Source organism: Cutibacterium namnetense, assembly GCF_001642025.1.
GTDB classification, from domain to species: Bacteria; Actinomycetota; Actinomycetes; order Propionibacteriales; family Propionibacteriaceae; genus Cutibacterium; species Cutibacterium namnetense.
Genome location: NZ_LWHO01000001.1, coordinates 438,173 through 456,776 on the forward strand (window position 1 = coordinate 438,173; position 18,604 = coordinate 456,776).

The 18,604-nt window shown below is 60.1% G+C and carries 18 protein-coding genes, 2 pseudogenes and 1 riboswitch; of the genes and pseudogenes, 5 read left to right on the forward strand and 15 right to left on the reverse strand.

Annotated elements, in window-relative coordinates; all coding sequences use genetic code 11:
* Positions 1-1,451 (forward strand): annotated as a pseudogene (locus tag A5483_RS01845) (Gmad2 immunoglobulin-like domain-containing protein).
* A gap of 12 nt (positions 1,452-1,463) precedes the next feature.
* Here A5483_RS01845 and A5483_RS01850 read toward each other — a convergent pair.
* The 4 genes from A5483_RS01850 to A5483_RS01860 all read right to left on the reverse strand — a co-directional run bounded on the left by A5483_RS01850 (position 1,464) and on the right by A5483_RS01860 (position 4,150).
* The gene (locus A5483_RS01850) at positions 1,464-2,258 is read right to left on the reverse strand and encodes an SDR family NAD(P)-dependent oxidoreductase (protein ID WP_063810827.1); all 795 of its coding nucleotides are present in this window, start codon (positions 2,256-2,258) and stop codon (positions 1,464-1,466) included.
* A gap of 216 nt (positions 2,259-2,474) precedes the next feature.
* The gene (locus tag A5483_RS11105; RefSeq protein WP_082863964.1) at positions 2,475-3,002 is read right to left on the reverse strand and encodes a hypothetical protein; all 528 of its coding nucleotides are present in this window, start codon (positions 3,000-3,002) and stop codon (positions 2,475-2,477) included.
* 209 nt (positions 3,003-3,211) lie between these two features.
* Positions 3,212-3,538 (reverse strand): hypothetical protein, encoded by a 327-nt coding sequence (locus A5483_RS11795; protein ID WP_153023064.1) that lies wholly within the window; start codon positions 3,536-3,538, stop codon positions 3,212-3,214.
* 210 nt (positions 3,539-3,748) lie between these two features.
* Positions 3,749-4,150, reverse strand: coding sequence for a hypothetical protein (locus A5483_RS01860; RefSeq protein WP_042842991.1), 402 nt, complete (start codon positions 4,148-4,150; stop codon positions 3,749-3,751).
* 43 nt (positions 4,151-4,193) lie between these two features.
* Here A5483_RS01860 and A5483_RS11110 point away from each other — a divergent pair, with 43 nt between their 5' ends.
* Both A5483_RS11110 and A5483_RS01865 read left to right on the forward strand, forming a co-directional pair.
* The gene (locus A5483_RS11110; protein WP_081474458.1) at positions 4,194-4,466 is read left to right on the forward strand and encodes a hypothetical protein; all 273 of its coding nucleotides are present in this window, start codon (positions 4,194-4,196) and stop codon (positions 4,464-4,466) included.
* Between the two features lie 127 nt (positions 4,467-4,593).
* Complete coding sequence (locus A5483_RS01865) at positions 4,594-5,994, forward strand: mycothione reductase (protein WP_063810829.1); 1,401 nt, start codon at positions 4,594-4,596, stop codon at positions 5,992-5,994.
* A 94-nt stretch (positions 5,995-6,088) separates the two neighbouring features.
* On the opposite strand, the gene A5483_RS01870 is transcribed toward A5483_RS01865, so the two are convergent.
* Positions 6,089-6,961: an ABC transporter substrate-binding protein gene (locus A5483_RS01870; RefSeq protein ID WP_063810957.1), complete on the reverse strand. Its 873-nt coding sequence runs from the start codon at positions 6,959-6,961 to the stop codon at positions 6,089-6,091.
* On the opposite strand from A5483_RS01870, the gene A5483_RS11115 reads away from it, so the two are divergent.
* Positions 6,909-7,133 carry a hypothetical protein gene (locus tag A5483_RS11115; protein WP_081474465.1) on the forward strand — a complete coding sequence of 75 codons (225 nt, stop codon included), beginning with the start codon at positions 6,909-6,911 and terminating at the stop codon, positions 7,131-7,133. The two genes, A5483_RS01870 and A5483_RS11115, sit on opposite strands and share 53 nt — an antisense overlap.
* Here A5483_RS11115 and A5483_RS01875 read toward each other — a convergent pair.
* The 9 genes from A5483_RS01875 to A5483_RS01915 form a co-directional block, all read right to left on the reverse strand.
* Positions 7,117-7,875, reverse strand: a complete 759-nt coding sequence (locus tag A5483_RS01875) for an ABC transporter ATP-binding protein (protein WP_063810830.1) — start codon at positions 7,873-7,875, stop codon at positions 7,117-7,119. The two genes, A5483_RS11115 and A5483_RS01875, sit on opposite strands and share 17 nt — an antisense overlap.
* Positions 7,872-8,906 carry a FecCD family ABC transporter permease gene (locus tag A5483_RS01880; protein WP_063810831.1) on the reverse strand — a complete coding sequence of 345 codons (1,035 nt, stop codon included), beginning with the start codon at positions 8,904-8,906 and terminating at the stop codon, positions 7,872-7,874. Before A5483_RS01880 ends, A5483_RS01875 begins: the two co-directional genes overlap by 4 nt.
* Before the next feature lie 47 nt (positions 8,907-8,953).
* Positions 8,954-9,070: riboswitch (cobalamin riboswitch) on the reverse strand.
* A gap of 67 nt (positions 9,071-9,137) precedes the next feature.
* A complete protein-coding gene (gene pstB / locus A5483_RS01885) occupies positions 9,138-9,914 on the reverse strand; it encodes a phosphate ABC transporter ATP-binding protein PstB (protein ID WP_002513066.1) in 777 nt (258 codons plus the stop codon).
* An 18-nt stretch (positions 9,915-9,932) separates the two neighbouring features.
* The gene (gene pstA, locus A5483_RS01890) at positions 9,933-10,859 is read right to left on the reverse strand and encodes a phosphate ABC transporter permease PstA (protein ID WP_002517290.1); all 927 of its coding nucleotides are present in this window, start codon (positions 10,857-10,859) and stop codon (positions 9,933-9,935) included.
* Positions 10,856-11,860 (reverse strand): phosphate ABC transporter permease subunit PstC, encoded by a 1,005-nt coding sequence (pstC, locus tag A5483_RS01895; RefSeq protein WP_002517183.1) that lies wholly within the window; start codon positions 11,858-11,860, stop codon positions 10,856-10,858. Before pstC ends, pstA begins: the two co-directional genes overlap by 4 nt.
* A 108-nt stretch (positions 11,861-11,968) precedes the next feature.
* A complete protein-coding gene (gene pstS, locus A5483_RS01900) occupies positions 11,969-13,063 on the reverse strand; it encodes a phosphate ABC transporter substrate-binding protein PstS (RefSeq protein ID WP_082863965.1) in 1,095 nt (364 codons plus the stop codon).
* Positions 13,064-13,282: 219 nt separating this feature from the next.
* Entirely contained in the window at positions 13,283-14,224 is a 942-nt protein-coding gene (locus A5483_RS01905; protein WP_063810832.1) for an NUDIX hydrolase, read from the reverse strand.
* A 7-nt stretch (positions 14,225-14,231) separates the two neighbouring features.
* The gene (locus tag A5483_RS01910) at positions 14,232-16,337 is read right to left on the reverse strand and encodes an RNA degradosome polyphosphate kinase (RefSeq protein WP_002549503.1); all 2,106 of its coding nucleotides are present in this window, start codon (positions 16,335-16,337) and stop codon (positions 14,232-14,234) included.
* Between the two features lie 123 nt (positions 16,338-16,460).
* Positions 16,461-17,105: a winged helix-turn-helix transcriptional regulator gene (locus tag A5483_RS01915; protein WP_002549448.1), complete on the reverse strand. Its 645-nt coding sequence runs from the start codon at positions 17,103-17,105 to the stop codon at positions 16,461-16,463.
* Between the two features lie 131 nt (positions 17,106-17,236).
* Between A5483_RS01915 and A5483_RS01920 the strand changes: the two are divergent.
* Positions 17,237-18,120, forward strand: a pseudogene (locus A5483_RS01920) (NADase-type glycan-binding domain-containing protein).
* A 7-nt stretch (positions 18,121-18,127) separates the two neighbouring features.
* Here the strand turns inward: A5483_RS01920 and dtd are convergent.
* Positions 18,128-18,565, reverse strand: a complete 438-nt coding sequence (gene dtd, locus A5483_RS01925; protein ID WP_063810833.1) for a D-aminoacyl-tRNA deacylase — start codon at positions 18,563-18,565, stop codon at positions 18,128-18,130.
* Between the last annotated feature and the right edge of the window lie 39 nt (positions 18,566-18,604).

Here is an 18,604-nt window from a genome sequence, read left to right on the forward strand (position 1 = left end):
ATGACAGGTTCCTTTTCTGAATCCCGCGACGATTGGCTCCCACAGCTCTACCAAGAGCACTGGGATGGCTTCGTGCGGTTGGCCGCCTTGCTGCTGGCGGATCAGCAGGCGGCTGAGGATGCGGTGATCGCAGCTTTCGTCACGAGTTACTTGCGGGACCCGAAGCTGCATTCGTACGAGCATGCTGTGTCGTATCTGCGCACGGCTGTGGTGAACAAGGTGAGGGGCCGGCAGCCAGCCGCGCGGGAGGCCACCCCACCCGAAGCTCCCGAAAACTTGGCCTATTGGTGCCTCAGAGGTCTGTTGGCCCGTCAGCGCGAGGTGCTCGTTCTCAAGTTGGCTACCTCGGACCTTTCTGACGAGAGTATCGCTGAGACCCTCGGCATGAGCGTCAATGCGGTGCGCAATAACGAAGCTAAGGGTCTTGTTGCCATTGGGCAGAGTCTGCGTCCGGGATCGCAAACGAATCCGGGCCATGCCGACCCCAGAGTCGAAGCGGTTGTGCGTTCTGCGTTAGAAACCTTCGCGGAGTCGGTCCATCCGGTATCGCGCTATGACGTCATCATGGCCCAGATCGCGCGTCGCCCTCGTCGTGGTCGGCCTGCCGCCTGGGCGATTGTGCTCGCCTGCGGGCTAGCCTTCCTGGTCGGCATACTTTTGCCCTTGTTAGGCCCAGATCACGGCTCGACGATGAGGGATCCCGAGGTTGCACCGTCTACCCAGACCCCGGAGTCCAACGGTCAGTCACTGTCGACTCTGCAGACTGATCTCGACGTGCTTTACCTGGGGCGAGACGACGGCCTCATTCACCGTGAGTTGCGTGATCTTCCCACCTCTGGCGACCGGCTAGGAACGGCTGTCGGTGCCGTGCTCAATGTCGCACCTCTGGAGACCCGAATTACACTTCGGGCTGGGCAGCCGGGCAGGTCAATCGGGCATCAGTGAATGGCAACCGGATCACTCTCGACCTCTCCGCCTCAGCATTCAGCCAGTTTAAGAGCGGTGAACAGGTACAACGCGCTATTCAGCAGCTCGTCGTCACGGCTACGGGTGCCGTCGGTGACCGCACTGGCGATAAGACAGTGCACATCCTCGTTGACGGCTCTCCTAATCTGCCCATTATCGGTAAGCCGGCGACGGACTTCGTCGACGAAGGATTTGCTCGGTGCGCCCGGGTGTGGGTGGATTCGCCTCAAGCTGGGGCCGACGTGTCGGCTGGCACCATCACCATCAGCGGTGTGGCGCAGCCGACGGTATCCGCCATGACCTACGAGGTGAGGTCTCCTCGGACTAGCCAGATCATCACGAGAGGGCAGATCAATCTGTCGGCTAGCGATGGTGATAAGTGGCGGCCGTGGCGCGCCACTTTCACCGTGCCAAAAGGGGAGTACGACCTAGTCATTCGGGATGGAACCCATACCGCCGACGAGAAAGTCATTACTGCCAGGTAAGCGCGTTGGACGTCAGGCCTGGAGGTACTTTTCGGCTTGAGCCATCACTAGTCGCGCCGGCAGATGCGGCACCAGCCGCGCGACGGTGCGATTGATGAATCCGTCCACGGCGTAGGGACGATGATGGGCTAGAGCGTCGAGGGCGGTATGGACCACGTCGTCTGGGTTGCGTCGAGCGCCGGCCCCCATACGGGGTACTCCCGCGGCGTCGAAGAATCCGGTTTCGGTGGGGCCAGGGCAGATCGCGGTGGCGCGCACACCGGTGCCATTGGTCTCAGCCCATAGGGCGCGGGTGAAGGACAGCACGAAGGATTTCGATGCCGCGTAGGTGGCGAATTGCGGAATGGGCTGGAAAGCCGCAGTGGAAGCGACATTAATAATCGATCCGTGCTTGGCTGCGATCATGCCAGGTAGCAGTAACCCGCACAGGTGGACGATAGCTTCGCAGTTGACCTCTACCTGGGAAGCCTGACGCATCGGATCGGTCTGGGCAATCCGGCCAGCAGCACCGAATCCGGCATTGTTGATGAGGGTGTTGATGATGATCCCTCGTCCGGCGATCTCGTTGACAAGAGCCAGCCGCTCTGATGCCGAGGAGATGTCACAGGGATGGACGATGGTTTGGATTCCGTACCTGGTGGTGAGCTGGTTAGCGAGGTCGTCAAGAACGTCCTGACGCCGTCCGGTCAAAACGAGGTTGACGCCGCAGCTGGCCAGATGGCGGCTAAATGCCTGCCCCAGACCACCACTGGCCCCGCTCACCAGTGCCCACGGGCGTTCGTCGCGAGTCGCCTCCATGTCATTCATGTTTCAAGTCTTCCACGCTCTCACCCGAGTGCATGCTGCGCAGGTGAGTTTGGGGCGCCCGATCATCTGTAGTGTGCGTGGGCCTTGGTAGGGTTGTCTGGGGGCTTGGCAGTCAAACTGGTTGTACGCGGGCATGCCAGCCTGAGAACGAGTTGGCAGCCAGCTTTGCGTCTAAATGTCTGGATCTGTGGGGTGGTTGGTCGGTTTCTGAGACCGTTAGAAACGTGGACGTTGGAATGGATTAATGACCATTCCCAGGAGTCGGAGGAGGGACGATTTCTTCGGGGCATGCCCAACTGTGTCTGGCTCTACTATTTGTTGCGGATCCGACATTCTCAATATCTGAAGCTGATCTTGCAGGTCGCGGATATGATCTTGCTGAGAGGTGACTTCATTGGCCTTATTATGAGTGATAAGCCACATAACAAGAATTGCAATAATGAGCCAAATATCTACCACTAGATATGGCGTCGATGCTGATGTCATTTTTGAAGCTTGAAACTGATATACTATCAGGAATGAAAATACTGAAAACAGAACCTCAAGGACTTTGGTTAACAACTTGTTGACTCTGAGCCATTGGGTTGTCACTGGGAGAAATGCCAAAACGAAGTCTGCGTCAAATAGTGCAGTAGTAACTATAAACCCTATACTTTCTATAAGTGATAGAGATTTTATGACGCTTGGCAGATCGCAGACTAAGCACATGAGGATTATAAAAATTACTGAAAGTAGAAGTCGGATCCAGTAGTTTGGCTTCGCGTAGTCGAGGCTATTCCTTGCGGCTCTAAAGCTGTGGGACGTGTATTGTTCCGCTGCTGCCCAGACGGCATGCGGGGTGGCATTGCATCTAGCTGCGGTGTCGCAGAGGCATGAGCGGAGCTCGGCGACGCTTGTTGCTGGCCTGGCGTCTTGCTTGTAGGTTGAGCATATATCGTGGAATATCTTTTGATCTACTGTCTTGGGTCTATTGTAGTAATTCTATCACAGAGGTCTCCTATTTGGAGACGAAATCTCTTAAAAAGATTGTAGTTCTGTCGCTCTATCGTTCTTTGTTCTATTTTCTTTTCGTGTAGCATCTCGCACACATAAAAAATACTTTTATTGTATTTGGCGGCTACTCCTCCTAATGCTACTGCTTGTTCGGCGACATTTTTACCCGGCCTGCCTGTTCTATGGGGTGATTTTGGCTTGGTGATGTCACTGTATAGATCGAATACTTCTGTTTTTATTGCTTCAGCGTCTTTGGATTCTGTTGTGCTTTGGTTGCTGGTGCTCATGTGATGATATTCAAGAAGTTAGACGATGTGATAGTTAGTCCTGCAGTGGTGGAACGTCGGCCATGGGGTCCGTGTCTATGGGTCAGCCGTCGCTGCCGACCGATCTGTTTCGGTCGACTCTGCTTGTCCGGTGATCTGCCCGCGTATGGACCTGATGGTCTGGGGGCTTTGTTGCTTGCCAGTATCGACCGGTGGCCTCCACGTCACAGGTCAGGGGTGCAGGTGTGCCGTGAACGGTATGACGGGGGACAACAGTCCGGTGCTCATCCACGCCATGCCGAAGGCCATGGCGAAGTCAGCGAGCCCGGAGAGCCGGATTGCGAGGGGCTCGGTGGCGACCACGTGGCAGGTGGGCACCTTGCCTGGGTTTTCCGCGCGGCCGCTGATCGCGCGCCATAGCCCGGCGACAGCCATGGCCATCAAGGCGACCATGAGCGGAACACCGACCACGGCGTAGTCGTGCATGGCGGCATTCATAGCCGTCTGCATGCCATGGCCGTGCATGCCACTGTGTGTGTGATTCAGCTGTTCCATACCAGAGTGTTGAGAGGCCATCATGAGCGAGGACATCTTGCGCATCGCAGCCAGATGCCAGACCATCGCTGCGAACATCGAGGCGTGACCCCATGACGACCACGAGGATCGCCACGCGGCCATGAATACCATCCATGCGGTGCACATGGCGAAGATGATGACAGGGGTAATGGGGCCGCCGATGGCACAGACGATGGGTTTCCACCATGACTTCGGCACCATGAGGATCATGGTGAGGGCCATGACGACGTGGACCCATGTGGAAATTCGTGTCACAACAGTGGGGGCCTTAATGGCATCCCGCAGGGACCATGCGAGTGACCATGCAAAGAGGATCAAGAGCCCGATGAAGGTGACGGGCGTCGAGGCGAGGGTGAACATTGTGCTCCTGTGAAACCGGCTGGGGTCTGGCGATCACCCTACCTGTCGTTGCCCGAGATCACCGGATCGTCTGCGTGGTCTGGCAGCCTGGGCAACGGGTTTACACGACCCGCGTGGGCCGAGGATGACAGACTTGGGCCATGGAGCATTACGACATCGTCGTCATTGGCTCGGGGTCGGGAAATACGATCCTCGATGAGGACTTCTCAGATCGACGTGCCGCGATCATCGATTCAGGCGCCTTCGGGGGCACCTGTCTCAATGTGGGCTGCATACCTACGAAGATGTTCGTGCTGCCGGCGGACCTTGCGATCTCACCGTCGGAAGCTGCGCGACTGGGAATCCACCTACAGTTCCATAGCGCGTCGTTCGCCTCGATCCGGGACCGGATCTTTGGTCGAATCGACCCCATATCTGAAGCTGCGCTTTCGTACCGGCAGAGCCAAGAGAACATCGACGTCTATACCGGCGAGGCAAAATTTGTCGATGCACGCACCCTTGGGGTGGGAGACAGGCGAATCACCGCTGACCAGATTGTCCTGGCGGCCGGATCGCGTCCGCGGGTGCCGGACGTGCTTGGTGTTGCCGAACCCAGCTTGGCCGAGTCGATCCACACTTCCGACACGATTATGAGGCTGGCAGAACTGCCGCAGCGTCTGGTGATTCTCGGTGGCGGGTCCATCGCGGCGGAGTTCGCCCACATCTTCTCTAGTCTTGGGACTCAGGTGACGGTCATCAACCGCTCTGGCCGGATGCTGCGTCACGAGGATCGTGAGATTTCGGAGCGCTTCACTGAACAGATGGGGCGCCGGGTGCAGCTGAGAATGTCTGAGGATCTGGTGGGCATCGACCGCGACCCGGGTGGTCACTTAGTGGTGTTGACCGTCGACGGTGATGGGGTCGACTACGACTACCCGGCAGACGTTGTGCTCAATGCCACGGGACGGGTTCCCAATGGGGATCGCCTTAACCTGCCGGCGGCCGGTGTTGACGTTGACGACGACGGGTTCGTGGTGGTCGATGAGCACCAGCGCACCAGCGTCGCGCACATCTGGGCCCTCGGCGACGTATGTTCGCGCTGGCAGCTCAAGCACGTGGCCGATCACGAGGCTCGGGTGGTCCGTCACAACCTGTTACATCCTGACGATCTGGCGAGTTCCGATCATCGCTTCGTGCCACACGCGGTGTTTTCGAATCCGCAGGTGGCGTCGGTTGGTGCTACGGAGCGGGAGTTGTTGCAGTCCGACACTCCTTACGCGGTACACCTTCAGGAATACGCCGACGTTGCCTATGGCTGGGCCATGGAGGACGAGGGGCATTGCGTCAAGCTGTTGGCAGACCCGCACAAGAGAACTTTGCTGGGCGCGCACATCTTGGGGCCGCAAGCATCCACCCTCATCCAGACCTGTATCCAGGGGATGATCGCTGGGCAGACGGTCGACCAGATGGCGCGTGGGCATTACTGGATTCATCCTGCCCTCCCAGAGGTCATTAAGAACGCCTTGCTGGGGCTTGGTAAGGCGATGGATGCCACCGGGTGACCGCATTCACTGGTCGTCGCCTTCTCGCCCTTGAATGGCCATAGCGGAGCGTTCGGGGACGAGAAGGCGACGCGCCCTCATCAACTCATCGTGGTTACTTCTTGTCCTTGATGAGATCGTGCAGCTTCTCGGTACCGGTGATCGTCAGCGGGGTCGGAGGATCGGTCAGGGCGAAGGACATCGTCACTACGTGCCCCTTCTTGACCGCTTTGAGCTGCTTGGCTCCTTTGAAGGACAGGAAGGTCGGTTCCACCTTCGACATCTCCCCGTCGCCAGCCAACAGCACGATCCACTCCGGGTTCTTGTGCAGTAGATCCTCCATGGAAGCATCGAAGACCCGCGTGGTGTTCGAATGGTACATATTTTGTAGGCCGTTAGTGGCGAACATCGGCTCGATCATGCTCGAGGAACCGTAGGTGTAGAACTCGGTGCTACCTGGGGTGATGTATAGGGCGACGGCGTTGGCCTTGGCCCCGGATGTGGCTTGCTTCTGGATCCCGGAGATTTTGGCATCAAGGTCTTTGTTGACCTGGTTGGCTTTATCCGGGACGTTGAAAATCTGTCCGACCTTGGTCACCTCGTCCTTGACCTGGGAGAAGGTAGCGGGAGCCGGCGGCTTCTTGTCGGTGCACATGGCGTCGGTGCTGTACATCTTGACGCCGGACTTGCGTAGGGCATCGCGGTCGACCCCGGTGTCGTAACCGATGACAAGGTCAGCGTGCTGGTCCAGGATCGTCTCGGTGGACACTTTGACGCCGCCGGTGTTCAGCTCCTGCGAGGCGATTGTTGGGATGGCCTTGAGCTTGGCAAGGGTCTTGGCGTCGTACGCCCCCTCCTTGATCCGACCGGCTCGGGCAACGACATGATCGAGTACCCCGAGAGCATTCATGGTGGAGGCGTCGGTGTCGCCGAGCATGATGACCCGTTTGGGGGCGCTGGTGAAGGTGAGCTTCTCGTTGCAGCTCATAACGGTGCGGGCTGGCCCCGAGCTGGACGAGGTCGACTTCTCAGTCGATGATCCAGCGCAGGCGCTCAGGGACATCGCGCACAGACCGGTCAGGATTGCCGCCGTGACACAAGTCGCGCGACGGCGAGTGTGGGGGGTGGACATGGTGTTCTCCTTCATCGTGGTGGGTTGAACAAAAGATGGATGTGGCCGTTGTGGGTGATTCGTTCGACGTTCACCCCGTAGACCTTCGAGAGCAGATCGGGCTGCAGGACGTCTTCGCAAGTGCCGGCGGCAACCAGATGCTTATCGGTGAGGAGTACCAGCTGGTCGCATACTCGGGCGGCCAGGTTGAGGTCATGTAGCACGATGACGGTGGTCGCCTTGATGGTTCGGACGAGGTCGAGCAGGGCGAATTGGTGACCGATATCAAGATGGTTGGTGGGCTCGTCGAGGAGCAGATGGCCGGCTTGTTGGGCGATAGCCCGGGCGACGAGCACCCGCTGGCGCTCCCCGCCGGATAGTTGGGTGACGAGTCGGTCAGCTAGGTCGGTGAGGTCGGTACGGGTCAGGGCCTCTTCGACGATGTCTCGATCTGCTACGTCCCCGTATCTCATGAGGGATCGGTGCGGCAGTCGACCGAGGGCAACGGTATCTCGAACTGTCAGTGGCAAGGACGGATCGGGGGTCTGGGAGACGACGGCCACCTCGCGGGCGATTTCCCGCCGACTCATCGAGGCCAGATCGTGGTCGCTGACCGTCACTTGACCCGAGGCGATCGAGACATTGCGGTAGAGGGCCGAGAGCAGCGTGGACTTTCCGGCACCGTTGGGGCCGACGACCCCCACCGTCACTCCTTGGCCCGCGGAGAAATCGATGTTCTCTAACACGATTCGTTGCCCGCGGCGGACCACCAGCTGAGAGGCATTGATCATGCCAACGTCTCCCTCTTGACGAGCACGAGCAGGAAGGGTGCGCCGAGCAGGCCGGTGATGACGCCGATAGGCAGCTCTGCCGGGCTGAAGACTGTGCGGGAAAACGTGTCGGCCCACACTAGGAAGATTGCTGCCGCAATCGCCGAGGAGACGACCAGACGGCGGTGGCCGTGTCCGATGAAGGAACGCATGAGGTGGGGGATCACCAACCCGACGAAGCCAATCCCGCCTGATATCGCGACGGCGATCGCGACCCCGGCCGAAACTGGGACGAGGAGCAAAACGCGGATCATCGCCGGGTCGATCCCCACCGCGGTGGCTGTGGAATCACCAGAGGCCAGAGCGTCGAGCCATGGGGCGCAGACCCACAAGAGTATAGAGAGCACGACTCCTACGACGATGCTCGTCCACCCTTGGGCCCAGCTGGCGCGGGACAGATCGCCGAGGGTCCAGAACATCACCGCCCGGGCCGTCTCGGGGGAGTCGGACGAGAAGATGATGAAGTTGGTGAGAGCTTGGAACACGAATCCCACCGCGAGCCCGGCCAGGATGAGGCGGAGGGTTGACGAGTTGCGCCCGCCACCCATGAACAACACGATGGCGGTTGAGGTAAGAGCCCCCAGAAACGCCATGCCAGCCACTCCTAAGGTTGAGGAGATGCCGACGAGAATGATTGCCGTGGCAGCTCCCGACGACGCTCCGGCGCTGACTCCCAGCACATATGGCTCGGCAAGCGGATTGCGTACTACTGCTTGCAAGGTCACTCCGGCCACGCCCAGGATCGCTCCGACTCCCAGTCCAGTGACTATTCGTGGCATCCGGTTTTGCCAGACAATGGCATCGGTGATGGAGTCCCAGGTGAGGTGGACCGGTAGTCCGCAGTGATCAGCCAGAACCCCGAGCACCTGGCTGATGGGTACTGGGGCAGCACCGAAGGCGATGGACAGCACTGGGGTGAGGGCCAGCAACGCCACCAGTAAAATGAATCGCACTGATGTGCGGCTGTGCAGGGACCGAACCAAGTAAGCCATCCTCGTCAGGGCCGAGTCGCGCGGCCGTCGGGTAAGTGTGGTCCGGGAGGTTTTCGGGCTCGGCATCATCCGAACAGGCACCTTCCCGAGTTTCCTCAGTGGTCATCTGCCTGTTCGTCCGCCTTACCGCTGCGCGTCAGTCCTCGATTTGCACGAGGTTCCCTGCGTCGGACGACGTCAGTTTAGCATTGCCTCACAGTAGGGCCTTGGGGCCCTCATAGTTCGGCAACCTCAGCCGAAGCGGCCGGAAATGTAATCCTCAGTGGCTTTTTCTTTCGGGTTGGAGAAGATTCGTTCAGTGGTGTCGATCTCGACGAGACGACCGGGCTCTCCCTGAGCCTTCAGGTTAAAGAAAGCGGTCTGATCAGAGACACGGGCAGCTTGCTGCATGTTGTGGGTTACGATCACCACGGTGAAGCGCTCCTTGAGCTCACTGACAAGATCCTCGATGGCTAGGGTTGAGATCGGGTCCAGGGCCGAGCAGGGCTCGTCCATGAGTAGGACCTCGGGCTCGACGGCAATGGCTCGGGCGATGCACAGTCGTTGCTGCTGGCCACCCGAAAGGGAAGCGCCGGAACGCTCCAGGCGGTCCTTCACCTCGTCCCACAGGTTGGCGCCGCGTAGCGACTTCTCACAAGCCTCATCGAGTAATTTGTTGTCACGTACGCCGTTGAGCTTCAGCCCTGCTACGACGTTATCTCGGATGGACATTGCCGGGAAGGGGTTGGCTCGCTGGAAGACCATGCCAACATTGCGTCGCACGGCCACCGGGTCGACGCCTTTGCCGTACAGGTCAACCCCGTCGAGCTCCACCTTGCCGGTGCAGTAGGCACCTGGAATGACCTCGTGCATGCGATTGAGGGTCCGCAGCACCGTCGACTTGCCACACCCGGACGGGCCAATGAAGGCCGTCACAGTGCGAGGCTCGACGATCAGGTTTACCGACTCGACGGCGTGGAAGGACCCGTAGTAAATGTCGAGGTCTTTGGTCTCGATGCGCTTTGCCATATGCAGCTCACTTTCATGTCACTTGCCCATGCGGCGCATGTAGCGGCGGGAGATCCGACGGGCAATGAGGTTGAGTCCCATGACCAGGATGATGAGGGTAATAGCGGCTCCCCACACCACCGGGGTATCGACGCCGCCCTGGGTGTAAGCGTTAGTGATGACGGTCGGCAGCGTCGCGAAGTTTGGTGTTGACGGATTAAAGGTCAACTCGGTGTTGAACTGCAGCAACACGATCAGCGGAGCCGTTTCGCCCATAACTCGAGCTAAGCCCAGCACGATACCGGTGAGGATGCCAGTCATGGAGGTTGGCAAGACGACCTTCATGATCGTCTTCCATTGAGAGACGCCCAGGGCGAAGGAGGCCTCACGCAAAGAGTCTGGCACGAGCTTGAGCATTTCCTCGGTTGATCGCAGCACCGTCGGAACCATGAGGATCATGAGGGCCAACGAGGAGGCCCACGCGGATTGGGTGCCACCGAAGGTGGTAACGACTACGGCGAAGACGAAGAGGGCCGCGACGATTGAAGGTACACCGGTTAGCACGTCGACGGCGAAGCTAATGACCTTGGCGATCTTAGTTCCGCGGGCGTACTCGACTAGGAAGATCGCGGTCATCAGAGCGATCGGTACCGAGATAATCGATGTAATAAGGCCAATTTCAAGGGTTCCGACGATAGCGTGGATGGCGCCCTGCTCGGCCAAGTCGAAGGAGGGATCCATCGAGTGGGTCCACCACGACGCGTGGAATAGTGATCCGATGCCGCGCCGGACGGCCGCGAAGAGCAGCCAGGCCAGTGGGATAACAGCCAGTACGGTGGCCACGATCATGAATGCTGAGGCGCAGCCGCTCTTGATAGTCCGTTTACCAGACGGGCGGGAGAGATCTAGCTGTCCGGGCGTGTTGTCGCCATGGTGGGTGATGTGGTCAGGGGTGGTGGCGCTCATCGCTTAACCCCCTTCGCCGCAATCAACCGGGCAGTCGCGTTGACCACGAAGGTAATGACGAACAGGGCCAGGGCCGACGCCACGAGGGCACCCAGCGAGGTGGGATCGCTAATGGCCTCGGAGAAGTTACCGGCAATCTTCGACGCGAATGTCTCACCACCGACGAAGATCGACAGGTTGAGGTTCTGTTTGAGCGCCATGGGGCTCATCGTCTGCAGGATGAGGGTGACAGCCAGGGTCTCGCCGAGGGCGCGTCCTAGACCCAACATGGATCCGGAAATGATGCCGGACCGCGAGTGGGGGAGCACTGCAAGCTTGATGACCTCCCAGCGCGTCGATCCGAGGGCGAGCGCGGCCTCGACTTGATCATGGGGCGTCTGGGCCATGACGTCGCGGCTAACAGCAGTGATAATTGGCAGGATCATGATGGCCAGGACGAGACTGGCAAGGTAGACCGTGCCAGTAGCCGAGGACCACGACGGATCCTCGGAAAAGATCGGAATCCAGCCGAGCGCTTTGATTATGGCCCCGCGTAAACCGTTGATGATTCCCGACGATCCGAAGACGATGCCGCCCCACAGACCGAAGACGATCGAGGGGACTGCCGCCAGCAAATCGACGACGAACGCGACCGGGCTAGCGAGCTTCCTGGGTGCGAGTTGGGTGATAAACAGAGCGATGCCCACCGAGAGTGGCACTGCGATGAGCAGGGCAAGCAGGGATGAGATGACTGTCGTCCATAGCAGGGCCTGGATACCAAAGGCCGGCGGGTTCTGATCCGTTGTCCAAGCCCGGGACGTGAAAAAGTTATCGGTGTTAGCCAACAATGTTGGGGCTGCCGTCTTCATGAGGAAGACGAACATCAGGATGACGATGATGGCCAGGGCTATGGCAATAACCGACGAGGCGCCAGCGAAAATCGTGTCCCCGACCCGCGACACCGGCTTCATGCGGGATGCCGCCGTGAGTTTCCGCTGTGCCGGCGATGTGGTTTCAGCCATGGGCTTCCTTCGTCGCGATCATGGTCGTGTTGTGGTGAGGGGCGGGAAGACGACTGGCGTCCTCCCGCCCCGGCGCGCCGGGGCGCTTGTCCCCGGGCAGAGAGTCAATCAGGAGAGGGCCTGGGCGGAACCCAGAACCTTCGAAGCAACGTCGGAGGGTAGCGGAGCGTAACCAAGGTCCTGGATCTTCTTCTGCTCCCTCTCAGAAGCGTAGAAGGACAGGAAGTCCTTCAAGAGCGCGGCCTTGCCGGAGTCCTGGCTCTTGGAGCAGGCGATCTCATAGGTTACAAGGACGGCCGGGTAGACGCCCGCCGGGGTGTTCTTGTACTGGAGCTCCAGCTGCAAATCGTTGCCCTGGCCGACGGCCTTAGCGGCGGAGACGGCCTTACCAGCGGTCTCGGCGGTCAATTTGACCGGCCCATTGCCGTTGTCGATGGCGGCCATGTCGAGGCTGTTCTTGGTGGCATAGGACCACTCGTCGTAGGAGATTGAGTTCTTGGTGCTCTTGACGGCCTGGGCGATGCCGGCCGACTTGTCGGCTCCCTTGCCGGCACCCTTCCACGTCTTGGAGTGTTTCTCAGTCCAAATGTCACCGGCGGCCTTGTTGAGGAACTTGGTGAAGTTGTCGGTGGTGCCTGACTCGTCCTTGCGGTAGAACACCTCGATCTGAGCCGACGGTAGCTTGACCTTCGGGTTCTCTTTCTTGATGGCGTCGTCGTTCCAGTTCTTGATAGCGCCGGAAAAGATCTTGGCGAGGGTCGGAGTGGAGAGGGTGAGATCCTTAACTCCGTCGACGTTGTAGACCACGGCAATCGGGCCGGCAGCCATCGGGAGGTGCCACGGGTCGGCGTTGCAGCGCTGCTTGGCCTTGTCGGGCTCACCCTTATCAGCGTTGAGGACGGAGTCAGAACCGGCCCAGTCAGTCTGCTTGCCGATGAACGATTTCACACCGGCACCGGATCCGGTGGGGGAGTAGTTAATGGTTGCTGAGGAACAGGCAGCCTTGTAGTCGGAGATGACCCGGTTGATGGCGTTCAGCTGAGCTGAGGAACCGGCACCAGAGATGCTGCCACCCGGGCAAGCGGGCTTGAACGAGGCAGCGTCAGCCGAGGAGCCGCTGGAGTGGGAGGTGGGGCTGGACTCGGAGGACGAGGGAGAGCTGGAGCCCTTGTCGCCGTTGGCGCCACAAGCGGTGAGGGACATGGCGCTGATAGCAGCCAGGGCAGTGATCTTGGCGAGACGATTCGTCACGGCACATCCTTTTCGAGTGATGTCCTAGAGCCGCCGTTGCGGCCCTTGGTACAGGGCTGACGGTAGGGTCAGAAAATGTCGCAAGTATCGCGTCAAGGTGAACGCAACGTGAACACCGCCGCCACCTTGACCGAAGCAAGTCGGCTAAGACACAGCTTGCGACCTGCTAGTTCAGTACCGTGACGAGTACCATTCTTGGCAGATTGTGCGCCCCGCTTCATCCAGGTGAACGATTAGGCATTCTGCAGTTGACATGGGGTGGTTCGCCCCGCCGAGGGCGTCTCGCATCGTCGGCAATACAGGCCGATGACCACAAATGGCGATGGGTTTGGTGGGATCTGCCAGCGCGCGGCCAATAATTTTCCTCATGGCTGACGCCGTCTTGCGGGGGTCCGCTTCATGTGTTTCCTCGCTTAGGGCGTCGAGTCCGGTGATCTCGGCCTCAATGGTGTCGGCATACGGCTGCAGGGTTTGCATACATCGCGTCGATGATGAGCTCGCAAGACGGGTGACGCCAAAAGCGTTCAGCAAATCGACCAACGCCTTAGCCTGACGGCGACCCCGCCTTTCTAACGGACGTGTGGCGTCTTTGCCGTGTCTGGTACGGGAGTTCCACTCTTTGCGGGAGACAGCTTTGCCATGACGTACCAGGACGACCGTTGACGTCGCAGGCACGTCGAGAGCCTCCTCGAGCACTTGGACGTCGGTGGGATAGGTGAGATGCTCAAGAGCTTGGTCGATCGGTATCCAAAAGGCGCCATCGATCTCCTCAAGGCTGGCCGTTGCATTCTCAACGGACCCTCCGATGGCGACCCCTAGCCACCAGGAGACGACCTTGGCCCGCGACTTTGGCTTGCCGGTACGTGCGGAGTATTTGACGGTGTACTCGATGGGTTGCAGGGGCATCGTCAGTCGGACATCGATGCCGGTTTCCTCGGCGACCTCGCGCACTGCAGCGGTGGGAAGATCCTCGTTAGGCTCGAGTTTTCCCTTGGGCAGGGAAAGGTCGTCGTAATCGGGGCGATGGACGACGAGCACCTCGCGAGCTCCACCGTCAACGTCGCGTAGCACGACGGCGCCAGCCGCCTGGATAGGACCCTTGTGTCCTCCCATCTCGGATTCACCGCCTCCTGTCGCGGGTGCGTCGGATGAGTTCTTCCTGGAAGTCAGTCAGCGGGATGCCGTCCGGTCCGCGCGATGTTTCGGTCCAGGTGCGGTCCTGTAGATGCCACGACACCGTACCCGGGTCGAAGGCCATGTCGAACATCTCTTCAACCTCCGCCACGTGCTGCTTGTTGGACAAACCAACAAGGGCCTCAACGCGGCGGTCCAGGTTGCGATGCATGAGATCAGCTGAGCCGATTGCCACCATCGGACGACCACCATTGGCGAACCAGAAGACGCGAGAGTGCTCCAGGAACCGCCCGAGTATGGAGATGACCCGGATGTTCTCACTGAGCCCAGGAACCCCTGGTCTGATGGAGCAAATACCACGTACCCACAGGTCCACCGAAACGCCGGCGCGGGAGGCACGGTAAAGGGCGTCGATGACGCGCTCATCGACGATGGAGTTGACCTTGATTCGCACTCCGGCAGGTAACCCAGCCTTCTTGTTCTCGATCTCACGCTCAATGGCGTCGATGATGCCGCTACGGATGCCTTCCGGAGCTACCAGAAGACGGCGGTAACGCTTTTCGACCGTCATTCCAGATAGATGATTGAACAACCGCGCGACGTCCTCGGTGATGATCGGGTTCGACGTCAACAACCCGAGATCCTCATACTGGCGGGCGGTCTTGGGGTTGTAATTACCGGTGCCGATGTGTGCGTAACGTCGCAGCCCTTCGCCTTCGTCACGGATAGCCAAAGCCAATTTACAGTGGGTTTTGAGGCCCACCATGCCATAGACAACGTGGACGCCGGCACGCTCCAGCACCCGGGCCCAGGTGATGTTGGCCTGCTCGTCGAACCGGGCCTTGATCTCCACGACAGCCAGTACCTGCTTGCCAGCCTCGGCGGCGTCAACCAGGGCGTCGATGATAGGGGAGTCCCCTGAGGTGCGGTAGAGAGTCTGCTTGATGGCCAGCACCTGCGGGTCGGCGGCGGCCTGCTCGATGAACCTCTGAACGCTGGTGGCGAAGGAGTCATACGGGTGGTGGACGAGAACGTCACGCCGCCGGATTGCGGCGAACATGTCGGCCGGGCGGGCCGTTTCCACTTCCGCCAGATGCGGATGTGTGATGGGTAGGAAGTTCGGGTATGACAGATCGTCGCGGTCGACGTCGGCTAGGGAGAATAGGCCGGTAAGGTCCAACGGGGCAGGAAGCCGGAAGACCTCCTTGTCTTTGATGTCGAGCTCGCGGGTGAGCAGGGCGAGCATTTCCTCGGTGATGTCGTCTTGTACCTCTAGACGTACCGGGGGACGACCTACTTTGCGACGCAGGAGTTCCTTTTCCAACGCGAAGAGCAGGTTCTCGGCGTCGTCCTCCTCGACCTCGAGGTCCTCATTCCGAGTGACGCGGAACGTGGTGTGCTGCAGCACGTGCATACCAGTGAATAACTGGTCGAGGTGACGGCTGATGATTTCTTCTAGCGGAAGGAATCGTCCCCCACCCAGGTTGACCAGCCGGGGCAGCACCGACGGCACTTTGACTCGAGCGAACTGCTCTGCACCAGTGATGGGATTCGCCAACATGACGGCCAGGTTGATTGACAGGCCGCGAATGTACGGGAAGGGATGGGACGGGTCGACAGCTAAGGGGGTGAGGATGGGGAAAATCCGCTCCGAGAACAGGGAGCGCATGCGGCCCTTTTCGTCATCGGACAGCTCGGCCCAGCGCAGGATCTCAATGCCCTCAGCCGCCAGCCCGGGTCGCACCTCTTCAGCGAATACCCGAGACTGCTCGGCGACCAGGTCGTGAGTGCGGGCCAGAATGGCGTCGTGGAGCTCGCGGGGTAGCATCCCGGCGACGGACGGCACGGCAACCCCAGCGTCGATGCGACGCTTGAGACCGGCGACTCGCACCATGAAAAACTCGTCGAGGTTGGACGAGAAGATGGCCAGGAACTTCGCTCTCTCGAGCAGAGGGATGCGCTCGACGTCCCGTGCAAGATCCAGCACCCGTTCGTTGAAAGCGAGCCACGACAGTTCACGATCGCTGTAGCGGCCCTCCGGCAGCTCGTCGGGAGAAGCCGGGGAGGTCCCGGGGGTGGGCTTCTTGGCCATGGACACACTCCTTGGAGATTTGTCCGCCCACCATTGGGTGGGCGCAGCTGCATTCAATCTATCGGACGGAGCCCGCTGGCATGGTGTGCAACTTCCATGTCGGCCGGTACCGCCCGAGCGAATTTAACGTTCCGGCTGGAATCGGTAGCCCACCGACCGCACTGTCTGGATGTGGCCTTCGTACTCTGGGCCTACCTTGGCGCGGAGGCGACGGATGTGGACGTCCACGGTCCGGGTACCTCCGTAATAGTCGTAGCCCCACACGTCTGACAATAGGAGGTCCCGGGTGAGCACTCTGCCGGGGTGTTCGACGAGGTACTTCAGCAGCTCGAACTCGGTGTAGGTGAGGTCAAGGTCCTTGTCTCCGACACTCGCTGTGTACCCGTCCTCGTCGATGGTGAATGGCCCTGCCACAAGTTGGTTGGTGACTTGTACCGTGGACAAGCAGCGAAGTCGAGTCTCGGCCTCCGACGGAGTTGCCGAATCGCACAGGAAATCGTCCATTCCCCACTCGGGGCTGATAACCGAAAGAGTGTCGGGGCCGGCCAGCAGCAGGACCGGCACTTGCCTCTCGTGACAGGACAGCCGAAGACACGCCTCGCGGGCTTTGGCCGGTTCGTCGTGGCAGTCGACCAGCACGACGTCGACTCCCTCTAGATGAGACATGCACTCCTGCAGGTCGTCGTAGCGGGCGATGCTGTGAGGCAGCAGCTCCAGGGCCTGAGGCAGCGGGGTGTCCAGCGGACCCAGCAAGGACAGTTGTGCCATCCGGATGCCCTCCCATGCCCGGTCAAATCGCGTTGTCCGCGATCGCGTCGCTAACGATGTCGCATCCCATCATCCCACGGGGGACTGAGCCATCTCACGATATCGGCACTACGATCGGTGCCGTGACGAGAATGCCTGACGAGTGGTTCCGTCCGGACGATGAAGAGCCCGGACCGGACGAACCCTGCCCGGCGGAGAGCGTTGAGGATACCCCGGACAGTGAGGATCCACCTTCTCGCCATGGCGGCTCTGAGGAGAGCCCGATTTCCTCAACGACCAGCGGCTCAATCCGCGTCCTGACCGACGAAACCGGGCCGAGCGTGGTGGTTGGTCACGCCCTCGCTACCGGTGCCTCGGCATCCGCGCATCGTCGGCACTTCCCAATTTGCATCCTGGTGGTTGCGGCTGCGCTCGTCGTCGGACTGGTGCTAGGTATCTTCATCACCTAGTCCCGTGACAGTACCGGCGCGGCGCGGGTCCCTCCTAGAGCCTTGGCGCCGGCGCCCACCTCCACAGCAGACATGCCATACCAGGGGAGAGTCAAGGCGATTAGCGGCGTGAGGGCCACAGCATCGTGCGTATCCGATCCCGCGGTCGATTCTCAGCATGAACTGGTTCGCTACGACGCTAAGTTCGTTGTCGACGATAAGCCGCAGACGGCGTGGCGGTGGAACGGCTCGGGTGAGGGTCAACAGATCACCTTCACCCTCACCCACCCCGCCCGGATTGTTGGCGTGGGGATGATCAACGGCTATGCCAAGGTCTTCGGCAACGTCGACCTGTACCCGCAATACCGTCGGGTGCGCACGGTGCGCTGGACCATGCCTGACGGGACCTGGTTCAACCAGGACTTCACCGATGACGACCAAGACTTTCAGAAGATCATGATCCTCCCCACACCGTCAGCGGGGACATCACCCTCACCATCATCGCGACGACCCAACCGGGTCTGGTTGGTGAGCCAACTCGGGACTCGGTGCTTATCTCATCGGTGCAGTTGTACGAGGCATCCTGAGGATTGTTCAGCGCCAGTCATCGGTGTCGATGAGGATCGTCATCGGGCCGTCATTGACTAAACCCACCTTCATATCGGCGCCGAAGATCCCGGTCTCGACGTGCGCTCCCAAGCTGCGCAGATGGGCCACGAAATGATCCACCAGCGGCTCAGACACCGGGCCGGGGGCTGCGGCACTCCACGACGGGCGGCGCCCTTTGCGGGTGCTGGCGTAGAGGGTGAACTGGCTGACGACGAGGAGTGGGGCATCGAGGTCGCTGGCAGATTTCTCGTCCGCGAGGATGCGCAGTCCCCAGATTTTTTCGGCGAGTTTCTCGGCGTCTGCTGCGGTGTCGGTGCCGGTCACGCCGACGAGCACTACTAGCCCGGGAGTTGTCAGTGACCCGACCGTCCGGCCCTCGACGACGACCTCGGCACTGGTTGCTCTCTGTACGACGACCCGCATGGAATCGAGTCTACGCAGGTGACCCCGTAGAATCGTGGT